At 47.1% G+C, this 17,745-nt stretch carries 15 protein-coding genes; 9 read left to right on the top strand and 6 right to left on the bottom strand.

The window, feature by feature from the left end:
- Window positions 1-63: 63 nt before the first annotated feature.
- From glpK to HMPREF1222_RS05005, 8 genes are all read left to right on the top strand, one after another.
- Entirely contained in the window at window positions 64-1,557 is a 1,494-nt protein-coding gene (gene glpK / locus HMPREF1222_RS04970; protein ID WP_038076526.1) for a glycerol kinase GlpK, read from the top strand.
- A gap of 212 nt (window positions 1,558-1,769) precedes the next feature.
- Window positions 1,770-3,335, top strand: coding sequence for an NAD(P)/FAD-dependent oxidoreductase (locus HMPREF1222_RS04975; protein ID WP_016518472.1), 1,566 nt, complete (start codon window positions 1,770-1,772; stop codon window positions 3,333-3,335).
- Between the two features lie 29 nt (window positions 3,336-3,364).
- Entirely contained in the window at window positions 3,365-4,630 is a 1,266-nt protein-coding gene (locus tag HMPREF1222_RS04980; protein ID WP_342302560.1) for an NAD(P)/FAD-dependent oxidoreductase, read from the top strand.
- A gap of 73 nt (window positions 4,631-4,703) precedes the next feature.
- A complete protein-coding gene (locus HMPREF1222_RS04985; RefSeq protein ID WP_016518474.1) occupies window positions 4,704-5,822 on the top strand; it encodes a site-specific DNA-methyltransferase in 1,119 nt (372 codons plus the stop codon).
- Window positions 5,819-6,385, top strand: a complete 567-nt coding sequence (locus HMPREF1222_RS04990; RefSeq protein ID WP_342302561.1) for a HinfI family type II restriction enzyme — start codon at window positions 5,819-5,821, stop codon at window positions 6,383-6,385. Before HMPREF1222_RS04985 ends, HMPREF1222_RS04990 begins: the two co-directional genes overlap by 4 nt.
- A 185-nt stretch (window positions 6,386-6,570) precedes the next feature.
- Window positions 6,571-6,879 carry a nucleotidyltransferase family protein gene (locus HMPREF1222_RS04995; RefSeq protein WP_016518476.1) on the top strand — a complete coding sequence of 103 codons (309 nt, stop codon included), beginning with the start codon at window positions 6,571-6,573 and terminating at the stop codon, window positions 6,877-6,879.
- Complete coding sequence (locus HMPREF1222_RS13100; protein WP_016518477.1) at window positions 6,863-7,213, top strand: HepT-like ribonuclease domain-containing protein; 351 nt, start codon at window positions 6,863-6,865, stop codon at window positions 7,211-7,213. The genes HMPREF1222_RS04995 and HMPREF1222_RS13100 overlap by 17 nt, the downstream gene beginning before the upstream one ends.
- Window positions 7,210-7,869: a hypothetical protein gene (locus tag HMPREF1222_RS05005; protein ID WP_006190317.1), complete on the top strand. Its 660-nt coding sequence runs from the start codon at window positions 7,210-7,212 to the stop codon at window positions 7,867-7,869. The genes HMPREF1222_RS13100 and HMPREF1222_RS05005 overlap by 4 nt, the downstream gene beginning before the upstream one ends.
- Before the next feature lie 148 nt (window positions 7,870-8,017).
- Here HMPREF1222_RS05005 and recO read toward each other — a convergent pair whose 3' ends face one another.
- From recO to HMPREF1222_RS05020, 3 genes are all read right to left on the bottom strand, one after another.
- The gene (recO, locus tag HMPREF1222_RS05010; protein WP_016518478.1) at window positions 8,018-8,869 is read right to left on the bottom strand and encodes a DNA repair protein RecO; all 852 of its coding nucleotides are present in this window, start codon (window positions 8,867-8,869) and stop codon (window positions 8,018-8,020) included.
- 78 nt (window positions 8,870-8,947) lie between these two features.
- Complete coding sequence (asnS, locus tag HMPREF1222_RS05015) at window positions 8,948-10,369, bottom strand: asparagine--tRNA ligase (protein ID WP_016518479.1); 1,422 nt, start codon at window positions 10,367-10,369, stop codon at window positions 8,948-8,950.
- Between the two features lie 15 nt (window positions 10,370-10,384).
- Window positions 10,385-10,915, bottom strand: coding sequence for an adenine phosphoribosyltransferase (locus HMPREF1222_RS05020; protein WP_006187951.1), 531 nt, complete (start codon window positions 10,913-10,915; stop codon window positions 10,385-10,387).
- A gap of 84 nt (window positions 10,916-10,999) precedes the next feature.
- Between HMPREF1222_RS05020 and murD the strand changes: the two genes are divergently transcribed.
- Complete coding sequence (murD, locus tag HMPREF1222_RS05025) at window positions 11,000-12,445, top strand: UDP-N-acetylmuramoyl-L-alanine--D-glutamate ligase (protein WP_016518480.1); 1,446 nt, start codon at window positions 11,000-11,002, stop codon at window positions 12,443-12,445.
- A gap of 15 nt (window positions 12,446-12,460) precedes the next feature.
- Here the strand turns inward: murD and HMPREF1222_RS05030 are convergent, their stop codons facing one another.
- Genes HMPREF1222_RS05030 through HMPREF1222_RS13265 form a run of 3 tightly spaced genes read right to left on the bottom strand, consistent with a single transcriptional unit; the run spans window position 12,461 to window position 17,707 of the window.
- Window positions 12,461-12,643, bottom strand: a complete 183-nt coding sequence (locus tag HMPREF1222_RS05030; RefSeq protein ID WP_006187953.1) for a hypothetical protein — start codon at window positions 12,641-12,643, stop codon at window positions 12,461-12,463.
- On the bottom strand, window positions 12,636-14,396 hold the full coding sequence (locus HMPREF1222_RS05035) for an ABC transporter ATP-binding protein (protein WP_016518481.1): 1,761 nt from the start codon (window positions 14,394-14,396) through the stop codon (window positions 12,636-12,638). The genes HMPREF1222_RS05030 and HMPREF1222_RS05035 overlap by 8 nt, the downstream gene beginning before the upstream one ends.
- The gene (locus HMPREF1222_RS13265) at window positions 14,393-17,707 is read right to left on the bottom strand and encodes an energy-coupling factor transporter ATPase (RefSeq protein WP_016518482.1); all 3,315 of its coding nucleotides are present in this window, start codon (window positions 17,705-17,707) and stop codon (window positions 14,393-14,395) included. The genes HMPREF1222_RS05035 and HMPREF1222_RS13265 overlap by 4 nt, the downstream gene beginning before the upstream one ends.
- Between the last annotated feature and the right edge of the window lie 38 nt (window positions 17,708-17,745).

Genomic DNA, 17,745 nt, shown 5'->3' on the forward strand with positions numbered 1-17,745 from the left:
GCCGAACTTACAAACATACCGAACTTGCAAAATTGTCGGAACCGTCTTATAGTATACTGTAGTATGAAAAAGTACATTTTATCATTTGATCAGGGAACAACCAGTTCCCGCGCTATTTTATTCGATAAAACGGGAGCAATTATCGCAACTGCGCAGCAGGAGTTCACCCAGATTTTTCCGAAATCGGGATGGGTGGAACATGATGCAATGGAAATTTGGGGTACGCAAAGCGGTGTTGCGCGTCAGGTATTGGAAGAAACGGGAACACGCCCCGATGAGGTTGCGGCGATCGGGATTACCAACCAACGGGAAACCACAGTCGTGTGGGATAAACATACCGGAAAACCCGTGTACAATGCCATTGTGTGGCAGTGCCGCCGCACCGCTTCGATATGCGATGAGCTCAAAGCGAAGGGTTGGACGGATACCATACGGCAAAAGACAGGGCTTATTCTCGACGCTTATTTCTCCGGTACAAAAATAAAATGGATACTCGATAATGTAGCGGGAGCGCGCGAGCGAGCGAATAGGGGAGAGCTGCTGTTCGGCAATATCGATACGTGGCTTATCTGGAATTTAACCCGCGGCAAAGTGCATGTGACGGACTACAGCAATGCATCCCGTACAATGCTATTCAATATTAATACCCTGCAATGGGATGATGAAATCCTTAAAGAATTGAATATTCCCCGTTTGATGCTGCCTGAGGTAAAGCCGTCGAGCTGTGTATACGGTAATACGGATGAGCATACTTTCGGCGGTGCCGATATCCCTATTGCAGGAGCTGCGGGAGATCAGCAGGCAGCACTCTTCGGACAAGCGTGCTTCGATGCGGGCATGGCGAAGAACACCTACGGTACCGGCTGCTTTCTGCTGATGAATACCGGCACTACGCCGATTATTTCGCAGAACGGCCTTTTAACGACAATCGCATGGGGCATCGGAGATACGGTGTCTTACGCGCTTGAGGGGAGCATCTTCGTAGCGGGAGCTGCCGTACAATGGCTGCGGGATCAATTAAGGCTAGTGTACGACGCTGCAGAAACGGAATACTATGCGGAACGGGTGGAAGATACCAACGGCGTATATGTTGTGCCCGCCTTTACCGGCCTCGGCGCTCCGTATTGGGATATGTATGCGCGGGGTGCGATTGTAGGCTTGAGCCGCGGCGCAAAGCGTGAACACATCGTCCGCGCCACCCTAGAATCGATTGCCTACCGGACGCGGGATGTCCTTTCCGCAATGGAAAAGGATTCCGGCATTATGCTTAAAGCGCTAAAAGTGGACGGAGGCGCGGCAGTCAACAATTTTTTGATGCAGTTCCAAGCCGATATTTTGAACGTGCCGGTACATCGGCCGCAGGTGCTGGAAACAACCGCGCTCGGCGCCGCGTACTTGGCGGGACTTGCAGTAGGTTTCTGGAAGGACATGGAAGAAATTAAACGCAACTGGGCAGTAGACCGCGCGTTTACCGTTCAAATGGACGAAGCGGCGCGCACACAGCGTTATGCAGGTTGGCAAAAAGCGATAACACGTGCCATGAATTGGGACAGCTAGCATCGGTCAAACACATCAGATTTTTGAAAATATACGCCCGCAGAATGAGAGGCGGTTCAAGCAGAATTTCGCCGCTTTGCGTCTCAAATGCTTGCCCCTCCTCTCATTCTACGGTATTTGAATTACAGATCTGATGTGTTTGACCTTTTCGGAAAAAAACTGCACAAAATTTTATCTAAAATTTTGTGCAGCCAAGGAAGATAAAGAAGAATATGTATGATGTGATTATAATCGGCGGGGGCGTTGTAGGGTGTGCTATTGCACGGGAATTGTCTCAGTACCGGCTGAGCGTTGCGCTGCTGGAAAAGCATTCGGAGGTTTGCGAAGGTTCCTCCAAGGCAAACAGCGCTATCGTGCACGGCGGCTTCGACGCAAAACCGGGAACAGTAAAAGCCCGCCTCAATGTACGGGGAAACGAACTGATACGCCGCCTTGCCCCACAGCTTCAATTTCATTTTAAGCAAATAGGTTCGCTCGTTGTTGCCTTTTCCGATGAGGATATGGAAGAACTCAAAAAACTGTATGACCGAGGTATTGCAAACGGCGTACCGGAACTTGAACTGTGGGATAGGGAAAAGACATTAGCGGAAGAGCCGAATCTTTCACCCGAAACGCAGGGGGCGCTGTTTTGCGGGACTGCCGGTATCGTGTGTCCCTTTGGCATGACGTATGCCTTTATCGAAAATGCGGTAGAAAACGGCGTTGAGCTGATATGCGATGCCGAGGTAACCGGTATAAAAAAAATCGGGAGCGGCACAGGGACGGATGGCGCCGCCGTTCAAACACGGGATGGTGCAGCTCAAACTGTAACTGCACAAACTTCGGCGCAAGAAAGCGGCTTTTCCGTCACAACGCCGCAAGGTGTTTTTACGGCGCGGTACGTTATCAACGCCGCAGGTCTGTATGCCGACAAGATTGCCGCGATGATAGGCGACTGCGATTACACAATTCTGCCCCGCAAAGGGGAATACCGCGTGCTGGATAAGGTGTGCGGCGATTTGGTACATCACGTCATCTTTCAGGCGCCGACCAAGATGGGAAAGGGCGTACTGGTAACACCCACCTACGATAACAACCTGTTAGCAGGCCCTACGGCACAAGATATCGACGACCGTGAGGATACCTCGACAACGCTTGCAGGCTTGAATAAAATCGATAGTTCGGCAAAAAAAGCGGTGCCCTCGCTCGATTTCCGGAAGACTATCCGTACTTTTACCGGCGTACGCGCCCGCCCGAGTACCGGCGACTTTATGATTTATGCTTCAAAACAGGCAAAGGGATTTATCCATGCGGGAGGCATCGAATCTCCCGGTTTGAGTTCTGCACCGGCGATTGCCGAATATGTTGCGGAACTTTTACGGCAAGAGGGTATGGCGCTGATAAAAAAGCCGCATGTCATTACCGGACGAAAGGGCATCGGTCAATTTTCCGCGATGCCGAACAAGGAGCGGGCGACCTTAATTGCGGAAAATCCGCTCTACGGACGGATTATCTGCCGCTGTGAAACGGTAACCGAAGCAGAAATCATCGAAGCCATCCGCCGCCCTGCGGGAGCGCGCACTGTCGACGGGGTTAAACGGCGGGTTCGCCCCGGAACCGGACGCTGCCAAGGAGGCTTTTGTACGCCGCGGGTTTTGGAAATCCTCAGCAGGGAATTACGGCTGCCGATGGAAAGCATCCCCAAATCGGACAAAGGCACGGAAATCGTGCTGGGGAAATTAAAGAATCCCGTTGAGAGTAAAAGCCGCAGCGGTGATTCCTCAAAGCATTCAAGGTAATCTGTTCAGAAACGGAAGTTTCCGAACAGATTAATCGGAAAAAGAATATGATGGAATATGATGTCGTAGTTATCGGAGGCGGCCCCGCAGGTTTGGCGGCAGCCCTCGCCGCACGGGAAGCCGGCGTAAAAAAAATATTGATTATTGAACGCGACCGTGAATTGGGCGGAATCCTCAACCAATGTATCCACGCCGGTTTCGGTTTGCATGAATTTAAAGAAGAATTGACCGGGCCGGAATATGCGCAGCGCTTTATCACACAGGCTTCACAGACGGACATTCAGGTGATGCTGAATACCATGGTGCTGGATATTTCGCCCAAGCGGGTTATCACCGCGGCGGCAACGGACGGGCTTAAAACCATTCACGCAGGCGCCGTGGTGCTCGCGATGGGATGCCGAGAACGCACTGCGGGTGCGATTGCCGTAAAAGGGTACCGTCCGGCGGGAGTGTACACTGCAGGCATGGCGCAGCGGATGATGAATATGGAAGGCTGCCGCATGGGTCGCGAAGTTGTTATTTACGGTTCCGGCGACATCGGGCTGATCATGGCGCGGCGTATGACGCTTGAAGGCGCAAAGGTAAAAGCCGTTGTGGAGATCATGCCCTTTTCCAGCGGACTGAACCGGAACATCGCCCAATGCTTGGAAGATTACGGCATCCCGCTTCTTTTGAGCCATAATATCAGCTTTATCCACGGGAAAGACCGGCTGGAAGGCGTTACCGTTTCGCAAATCGATTCGCGCTTTAACGAAATTGAAGGCACGCACGTGTATTACCCCTGCGATACGCTCCTCCTTTCGGTAGGTTTAATTCCTGAAAACGAGCTTTCGATAAAAGCAGGCGTGCAGCTCGATCCTGTTACCAATGGGCCGATGGTTGACAGCGCTATGCAAACCGAAATACCGGGAATCTTCGCTTGCGGAAATGTGCTGCACGTCCACGATATCGTGGACTTTGTAACACGGGAAAGCAGAACCGCCGGTAAACACGCCGGGCTATACGCGCTCGGCGCACTAAGCAGCTCGGCTTCCGTTCCCTGCAAAGTTGGACACGGTATCCGGTATGTCATGCCGCGCAAGGTATTAACGCAGACACCCGACGGGGCAAATCTTTTTATGCGGGTCGACGCAATCTATCAAAACTCTACCGTATCGGTAAAATCGGGAAATACGGTGCTCGCAAAAAAACGGATTGCCCGCATGATCCCCTCGGAAATGATCAACATCCCGCTCAGCGCCGAAACGCTGCGCCCGCTGACGGAACCGATTACCGTAGAAGTTGCAGCAACGTAGTGGGGGGGTATCCGTACAATTACAAATAAGAGGCTCTACTATAAATTTTCAGGAAATTTAGTATAATTCCCCTATGTCAACCTATAAGATAATCAATGGTAACTGTATCGAGGAGCTTAAAAAAATAGAAGCAAATAGTATTAACCTCATATTTGCTGACCCACCGTATTGGATGCGTGTTTCAGGCGTTTTAAAACGTGTCGAAGGAACTGATTATGACGGCTGTGCTGATGAGTGGGATAATCAGTTTGAAAGCCTTGATGACTATATTGAATTTACGCGTAATTGGCTCAAAGAATGTTACCGAGTTCTATCGCCGAATGGTTCGATTTGGGTTATCGGAGGGATGCAGTGTATTTATACTATCGGGAATACTATGCAAGAAATCGGATATTGGCTCATAAATGATATTATATGGTATAAAACAAATCCTACGCCTAATTTTATGGGTACCCGGCTCAATAACAGTCATGAAACTCTTATATGGGCAACAAAATCACAAAAAGCAAAATATACATTTCACTATAAGACAGCAAAAGAACTAAATACGGATACGGTTCTCGTTTCAGATTATGAAAAAGGTATACGTAAGCAAATGGGTTCTATATGGCGATTTCCTGTTTGCTCCGGGAACGAACGTATAAAAGATGATACAGGGAAAAAACTTCACTCTACGCAAAAACCATTTGCATTACTTCACAGAATCGTTGCTATATGTTCAAACATCGGCGATACGGTTCTTGATCCATTTGGAGGAACATTTACTACCGGTGCGGCCGCCATTCAATGTGGAAGGAATTTTATAGGGATAGATGCTTCTGAATTGTATTGCAAATATGGAGAAAAGAGATTATCGGAAACGAAAGAAATGATAGGCGATATTGAAAAAGCAACATTTGATATAAAACCTATAAAAGTAGATTTTATTGATCTAATAAAAAATAATTTTTTATTGCCTGATGAAAAATTTTTCTTAAAAAATAGTGATAGCTTTGCAATTCTGAAATCGGATGGAAAAATTGAACTTCCCTCAAAAAATATTGTAACCGATATTCACAAAGGAGCAGCGATACTTGGCAATAAAAAAGCTGCAAGAGTCAACGGATTTGATTTTTGGTATGTAGAAAGAAATAATAAACGAAAATCAATCAAAGATATACGCGAAAACTATCGAAAAATAATAGCCGGATAAAGAAGAAAAATAATTTTTTTAGCATAACAAAAGAATCGTTTTCACTTGTAGACAATTATATTACCGAGTGTCAACTTATACCATTTAACGAAAAAGAGTCTCTCCATAAGTTTAATACATTGCTTAATGACATAATTGAAGCAGAGCAAGATTCTACAAAATCTGAAAAAATTTCTCATGATGTTGATTTACTCTTTTATCAAAACTCCACGAAACAATATGTTTATGCGGAAATCAAATATAACGATGACCATGACACAGGAAAGTTTATAGATATAAATCGAAAATTTTTGCTTAGTTATGCTTTGCTAGTCAATAAATTAAACATTAAAAAAGTAAATCAGTTAAAACCGATTCTCATGTATTTTAATAATAAGAAGATGAAAGGCAATATTTATGTGCCAGAACAAACAAATATTTTTCGAGGTGAACGATTTTTTAGTGAATTTACAACAATTTCATATAGCGAAATAGATACGGTATTTTCTAATATTTCAGAAGATCCCTGCATAATTAAAAAATTTGATGAACTTTGTAAGAAAATACTTAATGAAAACTATTGAGAGGGACGTATTACAAATTAAGAAAAGATCTTAGAAACTAGTATAACACCGTTTTCAAAACAGACAAGGCAGACAAGATGCGTTGCGGTTTAAAACAATGTTATGTGGACTCGTGCTACTGCACGAGCTGAATTTTTAGGTATAAAGCTAGATTTAATATTAAAAAAACGTATAATAGAGCTATGATGAAACCTAAAGAAAAAAAAGAGATTTTTAATTTCTTAGAATATAATAAAAACATTCTCCAGTCCTATGGCGTAAAAAAAATAGGTCTTTTTGGTTCTTATGTACATAATCAACAAAATAAAAATAGCGATATTGATATATTAGTAGAATTTCATACTAATAAAAAAAACTATAATAACTTTATAAATTTAGTTTATTACTTGGAAGATAATTTGAATACAAAAATAGATTTATTAACTATAGAAAGTTTAAGTCCGTATATTGGTCAGAGAATACTCAATGAGGTTGAATATGTATCGATCCAATGAAGATTTGTATAATCATATTTTTGATGAAATCATTTTTTTGGAATCTGAAACAGGTACTATGACAAAAAAGGCGTTTCTAAAAGATGAAAAAACGCAACGGGCATTTGCACGGAGTATTGAAATTATTGGAGAAGCCGTTAAAAATATTTCAAATGATATAATCATTAAATATAAAGAAGTTCCATGGAGAAATATTGCCGGTATGAGAGATAAACTCATTCATGGTTATTTTTCCGTTGATTATGAAATTGTGTGGGATGTTGCAAAAAACATTATTCCTAAATTTAAGAACCAGCTGATAAAAATCATGGATACAGAAAAAAAAGAAAAATGACAATTAAAGAAATAATAACAGAAATCAATAAAATAGAAATAGATATTGTTGATTTTATAAGTAGTTACAGAAGTGAACGACTTGTCAGTAATTACAATGATTGGAATTATAAAGATGTCATTGCGCATCTTTTTGAATGGATTATGTTTTCAAAAAACAAACTAAACGCTATTGTACATAACCAAGATTTTCAAGAAATAAGTAATATCGATATATTCAATAAACAAAATTATATAAAAAATAAAAATAGGCATATTATAGAATTACAGAAGAAACTAATCTTTGAACTGAATGAATATAAAAATATTGTGTTGTTGTATACAGAAGCGGATTTACAAAGAAAAGATTTGCCAATAGGTTTTTCATTTGAATTATGGCGGTATATGGTAATGGATACTATTATACATCCTGTAATGCATTTATTATATTATTTAATTAAAACAAAAAACTATAAGTTATTTTTCAAATTGTGTAAAAAATATAATGAAATATTTTATTGTTATGCAAAAGGAAATATTGAGGTGTATTCTTTTTATGAATATATTGAAGATAGTAAAAAATTTATTGAGAATATAAAAGAATTAGGCGAGCAGTATAAAAATGATGATATGATACATGCAGTTTTAAAAGCCAATAAAATAGATGAAAACATCTAACACCCGCTTCAACCTGACATTGCGGACAAGCCGCAAATGCAGGTCAAGCGGTAGTTAGGTTGACCCGTGTTACTGCACCAGCTGAATTTCTAAGGCATAAATCTAGATTTAATATTAAAAACCTGAAAACCAATTGAGATTTTACCGATTACACATAACCGGCCTGAAACGTTTTAAGCGGCGCGCCTGCCAGCTTTTCCGTTAAAAAGAAGAGAAAGCGTTTGAGCTCCCCATAGGCAGCGGGGCTGAGCGGCAAGTGCCGTGAATAGCCGGGGGCTTTTTCCGTTACCGCATACAAATACCCGAAAGCTTCTGCAGAAAGCGGAAAGCTATGTCCATCGAAGCTGCGGCAGGAGCTGCAAAAGCATTCATCCTCGGCAGGGCTATACACGGCGCAGCACGCTTCCGCCGGAGAAGACACGGCTCTTGAAGTATTTTCAGCGCCGCCACTTCCCCACCCTGTAGGATTGGTTATACTCTTGGTGCCGCTGCTCCCCGCACCGGCGCCAATTGCGATCTCTGCGCCGCAGAAACCGCAATGAAATATATCGGGCGCAACGCCGGCCGTCTGTAACAGCCGCCATAAAAAGCGTAAAAGCCCGCGCTCGCATCCTTCGTCGTCGGACACACAGAGCCCGTCCAAAAAAGCGTTAACCAGCTGCCAGTTCACCGTGCCGCAGGTTTTTATCGTAATTTCGCTGCACACGGCGGCGCACCAGCTGCGGGCTAAACTTTCGCGCAGCTCCATCCGATAGGCGCTCACTGAAAAATCGGTAATTTTATTTAAATTTTTTATCGGGTTGGAATAGAGCCAGACTTTTCCGCTCTGATAGGCTGCAACCATCCCCCGCAGTTTACTCCGTGCGCCGCCGAAAAGCGTTGCAGGCACAATGGTACACCCGTGCTCTTGCGGCACAAGGAGCGATACGTTCCGATGATCGCTATTAAAAGAAGAAACCGACAGCACGAGCGCCTCGGTATTCCACGAGCGGTTACTCATACTGCCGGTTTTATGGTTAGAACGTGTAAGTACATCACGTACAAGTATATCGCATCGCGGTACAACACGCTGCCGGGGTTAAAATTCCGCGGATTTGGGAGTGCGCGGATACGGGATAACATCGCGGATATTCGCCATTCCGGTAACATAGAGGAGCAGCCGGTCAAAACCGAGGCCGAAACCCGAATGAGGTACGCTACCGTAACGGCGTAAATCCAAATACCACCAATAGTTTTTCATATCAAGCCCAAGCTCGTTCATACGGGTTTCAAGCGCAGCAAGATTATCCTCCCGCTCGGAACCGCCGATAATCTCGCCAAGTCCCGGCACCAGAACGTCCATCGCCCTCACCGTTTTGCCGTCATCGTTTTGCTTCATATAAAAGGCTTTAATTTCCTTGGGATAATCCGTTACGATAACGGGGCCTTTAAACACCTGTTCGGTCAAATATTTTTCGTGCTCGCTTTGAAGGTCGCAGCCCCAGAAGGGTTTAAACTCAAACTCGGCAGCGTGCTTTTCAAGTTCCTTCACCGCCTCCGTGTAGGTGATGCGGGTAAAAGGAGTTTTCACCACGTGTTCCAGCGTTCCGATGAGTCCGGGTTTAATCTGCGCGTTAAAAAATTCAAGATCCGCCCTGCAATGGGTGAGCGCCCATTTAAGGAGATAGACGATAAAATTTTCCGCCAATTCCATGTTGTCTTCAAGCCGGAAAAACGACATCTCCGGTTCTATCATCCAAAACTCGGAAAGGTGGCGCGTCGTGTTTGAGTTTTCCGCACGGAATGTCGGCCCGAAGGTATACACCCGGGAAAGCGCCGTTGCATACGTTTCTATCTCAAGCTGACCGGAAACCGTCAAATAGGCAGCCCGCTCAAAAAAGTCCTGCTTATAATCGAGGATAAAGGTAGCAGGATCGGCTTTATCCTTGAGCGCCTTGCGCACAATCTCCTGCATATCGAGCGTCGTTACCTGAAACATCTCTCCGGCGCCTTCGCTGTCGGAGGCGGTAATCAGCGGCGTATGCACGTACTGAAAGCCGTGCTCTTGAAAGAAGTTATGCACGGCAAATGCCATTTGATTCCGCACACGGGCAACCGCTCCGAACGTATTGGTGCGGGCACGCAAGTGGGCTATGTCCCGCAAAAACTCAAATGTGTGCCGCTTTTTTTGCAGCGGATACGTTTCGCCGGAAGCCTCGCCGTACACAAAAATCGTTTTTGCGGCAACTTCTACAGCCTGTCCCGATGCGGGAGATTCAACCAATGCGCCGGTTGCTTTAATCGAAGCACCGGTCGTAATCCTGCTTAGTTCTTTTTCGGTTTGGGAATCAATTCCCTTATCGCGGTCAAAGGTAAGCTGAATGGATGCAAAGCATGAACCGTCGTTTACCTGAATAAAAATAAGGTTCTTTGTTTCACGCTTGGTACGCACCCACCCGTAGACGGCAACCTCTTGTCCGTCCGGTTTTTGCATCAGTATATCTTTAATCAATGTAATCATTTTAAAATCTCATCCCTATTCGCTGTCGTATTCAATCAGTGTTTTAATCGGTAAATCACCTAGAACTTTGTCGTAGTGCAAAAACGGCAATCCGATAACACCGCAAAAACCGGCCACTTCCGCACCGCCCTGATTCAGCATTTTCCGGGCGGCATTCAGCGTACCGCCGGTGGCGATCAGGTCGTCAAGCAGCAATATCCGCTGGCCTTTTTGTATATCGGAAGTGTGTACTTCGATAGTAGCCTGACCGTATTCGAGGTCGTAAGAACAGGAATACGTTTCTCCCGGCAGCTTGCCCTTTTTCCTGATGAGAATGAGCGGAATACCGAGCCTGTCGGCAAAAGGCGCGGCAAAAATAAACCCGCGCGATTCGATGGCCGCAACCGCATCGATTTTTTCATTCTTATAAAAGCTCGTAAGCTTGTCCAAACAATAGTGAAATGCTTCAGGATTTATCAGAAGCCCCGTAATATCATAAAACAAAATTCCCTTTTTAGGAAAATCCGGAATCTTACGGACGGCACTATCAATCAAAATATCTTTCATATTAACATTTTAACTTTACAAGGTATAATAGTCAAGGTAACGCGAATTATAGCCATAACACTTTTTTTTTGATACTATTGCCCAATGATGATACGGAATTTGAACGATATTGCAGGCCTTTCGGTAACCGTTATGGGACTCGGTTTAAACGGCGGAGGGCTTGCTTCCGCGCGTTTTTTTGCCGAACACGGCGCAAAAGAGGTTGTCGTAACCGACATGAAAACCGAGGAGGAGCTTGCCCCCTCCGTTGCGGAGTTGAAGCCTTATCCGAATGTACGCTTTGCCCTCGGCGGCCATAATATAGAAGACTTCCGTACGGCAGATATGGTGATTAAAAACCCCGGCGTAAAATCGGAAGGAAATCCGTATCTTGCGGCTGCGCGCTGCATCGAAACGGATATTTCAATCTTTTTAAAGCTGAGCTCCGCGCCGGTACTTGCCGTAACCGGCAGCAAGGGAAAATCGTCAACCGTCAGCGCGCTGTATTACGGGCTGCAGCAATGCGGCATACCGGCATTCCTCGGCGGTAACATCACGGTGAGTCCTCTTACCTTTTTAACGGAAACACGTGCCGATACGCCGGTTGTGCTGGAGCTCTCCAGCTGGCAGCTCGGTGACCTCGCGCATTGCCCGCAGTTAAAGCCGAAAATAGCGCTTATCACTCACATCATGCCCGACCATCAAAACTGGTACGGGTCGATGGAGCAGTATGTAGCCGATAAAAAAATTATCTACCGCAATCAGGACAAAAACGATTACACTATTTGCAACTACGATGACGGCTGGGGAAAAATTTTTGCCCAAGAGACTGCAGGGCAGGTCTTTTGGTATAGCGCACATCCGTTGCCGCCGCATCTGCTCGGCGCATGGATAGCCCCCGACGGTTCCGCGCGGATACGGTTAAAAGCTGGCGATGACCGGCTGCTGCTGCCGCCCAAAATTGCGGTACCCGGTGCGGCGCTTAAACAGAATGTCATGGCTGCATCGCTTGCCCTTGCGCTATACGGCGTTGAGCCGAAAAAAATCCCGGACGTTATGAAGACCTACGGAGGAATCCCCCACCGACTCGAATTTTTTTATGAAACGGAACAGTTTAAATTCTACAACGATTCTGCGGCAACGATTCCCGAAGCGGCAGCGGCGGCCGTCAATGCTTTCGATAAGCCGGTTATCCTGATTACCGGAGGCACCGACAAAAAGCTCGACTTTACCGGACTTGCGCCGGAACTTAAAAAGGCAAAGGCCTTGTTTTTGCTTGCCGGCACGGGTACCGATAAACTAATACCGCTGCTGCAAGCCGAGCACACTCCGTACTTCGGCCCCTTTCAAGACCTTACAACGCTGCTTGAAGCAGTCCGCAACGAGACGGAACATGCGTTGCGCAGCGGAAGCACAGCGGCGCAAGAAATTGTCGTATTTTCCCCCGGCGCTACGAGCTTCGGAATGTTTAAAAACGAGTTCGACCGCGGACTCCGCTTTAAAGAAGCGGTACGGCAATGCTGGCCGACAGGACACTCCCCTACTCCTTAAGCCCGCCCCCTTTTCTTACGTCTTCAGCACTTTGTACGCAATAAGACCGCCGATCAAAAAAAGGAGACCGGCGGCATCCAATATGCGCATCATCCAAGGCGGCGCTACGGTTGCAGGAAGATAGAGGCCTGCGAGCAGTAAAAAGATACTGACGATAATAAGGCTAAGGCCGCAGAGTTTTTTGGTTGTTTCAGACATCGGAGTGCGCTCCTTTTTGTTCATACCAAGCATCGGAAGACGGCTGCGCATGAATCATACGGTAATAAAGGCCTTGCTGCGCGAAAAGCTCCGCATGAGTGCCGCGCTCTTTTAATTCACCGTTGTCGATAACAAAAATTTGATCTGCATTGCGGACGGTTTTAAGCCGGTGAGCAATAACGAGCGTTGTTTTTCCGCGGCACAACTCGCTGAGCGCTTTCTGTATCGCCTGCTCGTTATCGGCGTCGAGGCTCGCGGTCGCTTCGTCTAAAATGATAAGCGGGGCGTTTTTGAGCATACTGCGCGCAATGGAGATACGCTGCGCTTCTCCGCCTGACAGGGTCGCCCCACCCTCGCCTATCACCGTATCGAATCCGTACGGAAGCTTCATAATAAAATCATAGCAGCAGGCTTTTTTTGCCGCCTCGATAACCGCCGTCCTGTCTGCATCCGGTATACCGAACGCGATGTTGTTTGCGATAGTGTCTTCAAACAGGTACACCCGCTGAAACACCATACTGATATGATCCATCAGTGCCGCAAGCGGAAGCGTTTTGATGTTTTTTCCCCGCAGCAGAATTTCCCCGTCCGATATATCCCAAAACCGAGCCGCTATATTTGCGACGGTGCTTTTCCCGCTGCCCGATGCCCCCACAAAGGCAACCGTTTGCCCCTGCGCTATATCAAACGAAAGGTTATGCAGCACTTCATCGCCGCCGTACCCGAACGAAACGTTTTTAAACGCAAGTTCCGTGTTTCCGGCCGGCGGAACCGATTCGGTTCCCGTATCGTCAAGCGGCTTTTCGTTAAACAGTTCTTGAATACGATCCAGCGCCGCCTGCATAATCGTCAGTATCCCAATCTTTTGATAGAGCTGTTTAAGCGGCGTAAAAACATTGAACACAAAAAGCATTACCGCAACAAACACGGAATGCGATACGGATCCGCTTTGGAGTAAAAAAATATCCGCCGCAAGAAGCGCCGTCATGCCGATGCCGTAAATAATTAAAAGATTGCGATCCTTCGGTGCGTATTCTTCCTCAAACGTCAAGTTCGTATCCTTCAAGCGGGCAAACCCGTTTCTGATATCCTCGGCACCCTCACCGGTAAGATTGTAGCTTTTTATCACGCCGAGCCCTTCCGTATATTCCAGCACGGCGCCCGTTAAATCTTCTATGCTTTTTTGCCGTATGACGGAGTTACGCGCCGAAAGGCGGATAGCAGTCTGCGCAAAAAGAACCGCGGTAAGCTCCGTGACGAGAGCAACCGCACCGAAAAGCGGATGCAGGGCAAACAAAAAGACGGTCAGTATGATTTGTGCAATGATACTGCCGGTAACATCCGAAACAATCATCATCGCCTGCTCTTCGATGAATACCATGTCGGCGGATAACACGGAGCTTATCTTGCCGAGATTTCCCGCAGTAAAGTATCCCATCGGCAGCGAGCGGAGATGCCGTCCGAGCGCAAGCCTTTTTTCAGCAAAAACCTGAAACCCTGTTCCCGATTGCAGCCGGTCGGCGATATTTTGACAAACTGCTTGGACGGCAAACAACAGTAGCATGGCAAGCACCGCGTAACCGGCCGCCGCAATCGAGGCTTCCCCTTTCATAAGCATGTCGATGAGCTTTACGGCAATCATGAGCGGGGCATTTGCGGCAACCGCTTTTAAAAAAGTAAAGAGATACGCCCAGCGGATTTTACTTGCATACGTGCCGGTAAACTTCAGAATACGATGAACCATTGCAATCATAGAGGGCTTCCTTCTTTTTTCACCGTCCAATCCGCGGCATCTTCCGAAGCGTGCCAAAGGTTTTGGTATTCGCCGCAGGTTTCCATCAGCTGTTCATGGCGTCCCTGTCCTACGATGCCGCCGTCCTTGAATACGATAATGCAATCGGCGTTTATAATTGAAGACAGTTTATGCGCGATGACGATAACCGTTTTATCCCGCACGATCTCGCGGATTGCAAGATTCATTTTTTGCTCGTTTTCCGGGTCGACAAAGGCGGTCGCTTCATCCAACACGATAATAGGCGCATCTTTGAGTATTGCACGCGCAAAAGCAATCCGCTGGCGCTGCCCGCCTGAAAGCTTACTGCCTGCCTCTCCCGCAAGCGTATCGTATCCGTCGGACAGTGCACGGATAAAATCGTCAGCCTGCGCTTTTTTTGCCGCTTCGATTACCTCCGCATCGGATGCGCCTTTTTTCCCGATACGGATATTTTCTCGAATACTCTTGTTAAACAAGAACACATCCTGAGAAACATACGCAATCTTTTCATTGAGCGCCTCCAAAGTCATCTCGCGAATATCCTGCCCGCCGATAAAAATACCGCCGTCCGAAATATCGTAATAGTGAACCAGCAGCTTTGCGGCCGTACTCTTCCCGCTGCCCGATGCGCCGACAAAAGCCGTCATCCGGTTTTCTTTTGCCGTAAAGCTTACTCCCTTTAACGCCTCCGTATCCTTGTAGGCAAAACGGACATCGCGGAATTCGATGCCGCTGCCGGTACCGGCAAACGGTGCGCTGCCTGTTTTAAGCTCAGGGTAATCGAGCGCTTTTTCCAACGATTGAATTTTATAGCTAACCTGCGGTATGGCGCCGATAAAGCTCACGCTTCGCAAAAGAAGCGGAGAGATGCCGAAAGAAATGCAGATAATGAGGATATAGCGCGCAAGTGTCAATTGACCGAGCACAATCAAAAGCGTACCGAACGGCAAGCTGTACAATAAAATGCTTGAAAACAAACTTCCGTACAAGGCCATCCACGGCCATGACACCTTGTACCACGACAGTGCAAAATCGCGGTAAGCGGTAACCGACGAGGCGAAGTGTTCGCCGAATTCTCCCTGCCGGTTAAAGATGCGGATAACCTCCATCCCGTTTACGTATTCGACAATGGTATTGTTGAGGCGTTTTGATGCGGCAAAATAATTTCCCATCTGATCGGTACCGATTCGGAACATTTGCGTTGAAACGCTCACCCCCATCACCACAACGAGGCCGGTAAGCAGCGCGAGCTGCCAGTCGATGGCAATGAGGCACAAAAGAGCGGCGGCTGCAACGGTGAGGTTTGCAATTCCTTCGGGGATGATATGCGCAAGCAAAAGCTCGATCGATTCAATATCATCGGTAAAAAGCTTTTTTACCGCGCCGCTTCCCATCTCTTTGATTTTCCCGAGCGGTATGCGCTCAAGCTTTTCCTGCAAAAAACAGCGGATGTTTTCCAGCGTGCTAAACGCCGCCCGATGAGAAAGCTGCAAGCCGTAAACGTATAAAATAGAATATGCAAGCTCACACAATAAGATGAGTGCGAGTGTTTTCGCACTTCCCTCTAAAGTCGGAGAAGCGCCGCTCAATAAACCGTTTAAAATGCTGTAGACAAAAAGGTACGGCGCGATACTCGCAATAGAAGCGATTGCCATACAAGCGGCTGCGCGGTATATCGTACGGCGATGTACGCCTGCGTAATGCAAAATTTTCCCGACGGCGCTCTGCTTTTCCCGTTTCCTGCTTGTATTCTCGTCGTTTTGCCGTAAAAAATATGCCGAAACCCGATCGATTCCGGCTTCGTTCAAGGGATAAAAGGCCTGCGCTCTGCCGTTTTCAAGATGAAGGATATGCGTACAGCAGTGCATAATCAATTCGGGATCGTGCGTAATAATGAGCGAAAGGGAAGCGCTGCTTTTCAACTCGTTTAAAAGCGTACCGAAGCGTTCCATACCGCGCCGGTCAAGTCCGCTAGTCGGCTCGTCAAAGATGAGTATTTCTTTTTTTGCGCATAACGCGGAAGCAATCGCCGTACGCTGTTTCTGTCCGCCTGAAAGCGAGGCAGGATGACGGTCTTTAAACGGTAAAAGCCCGAGCTTCGATAGCACCGCTTCTGCTTCCTCACGGGAAATATCCGTATTCATCATCACTTCTTCCAATACGCTGTCGGCAAACAGCTGCCAGTTGACATCCTGCATCACCATAAAACTGCGCCTGCTGCGTTCCTTTGCCGACATATACATGCCGTCAAAAGCGATACTGCCGCTTGACGGAATAAGCCCTGCGAGCGCTTCGGCAAGGGTACTTTTCCCCGAACCGTTATTACCGATCAGCGCAACGATTGCGTTCTTCGGCAGCGCCATCCGCTCTATATCGAGAATGCGTGCAGAACCGTAGCCACAGTTTAAATCGAGCAGCTCCAGCGCAGGCTTCGCTTCAAAAGCTACTCCTTCGGCGGGAGTCGCGGTCGGCTGTTCCGCTCTTACCGCATCGGATTTCGGCCGCACAGACGCTTCCGCTTTCTGCGCAAGAGCCGGAAGCGATCGCATATCCGTAATACGCAAGCCCAGCGCTGCTAAATCGGATTCGGCGAGTCCCTTCATTTCGTCCCGTGTAAAAATGCGTTCGATTTTTCCACCGTTCATATAGATGAACCTGTCAGCCAAATCCATAAGGTAGTACAGCCGGTGTTCGGCAATAACGACGGTTTTCTTTTCAGACTTTATTTTAACAAGCATGGAACGGAGCCGTTCAATGGCGCGTTTGTCCAAATTAGAGGAAGGCTCGTCCATGACAAACACCTTGGGGTTTGACGTATAGCAGGATGCGCAGGCAATTTGCTGCTTTTCTCCGCCGGACAGCTCAAAAATATCCCTATCCAGCAGGTTCGCAAGCTGCATATCGCACTTGGTTTTCTCAAGCCGTTTTTTAATTTCTTCCCTCGGTACGCCGAGATTTTCCGAGCCGAATACCAGTTCGCTTGTCGTATCGATATTGAAAAACTGGCTTTTCGGATTCTGAAAAACGCTGCCTACCAGCGCCGCCGTATCGGATAGCGCCGTCTTATCCACGCACACCCCGTCTATCAGCACGGTTCCCGTCATCTCGCCTTCGTAAAAGTGCGGGGCAAGTCCGTTTATCAGCCGGGTTACAGTCGTCTTACCGCAGCCCGATTCTCCGCACAAAACAACAAATTCGCCGTCTGTTATGGTAAGGTCTATTCCGTATACGCCGTCTCCCGTACCGTGTTCTCCACTATAGGAAAAAGAGACGTTTTCAAAATTGATCACACTATTACTCTCCGATAGTATTGAGGGGTTTCTTACTA

Source organism: Treponema vincentii F0403 (assembly GCF_000412995.1).
Classification (GTDB): domain Bacteria; phylum Spirochaetota; class Spirochaetia; order Treponematales; family Treponemataceae; genus Treponema; species Treponema vincentii.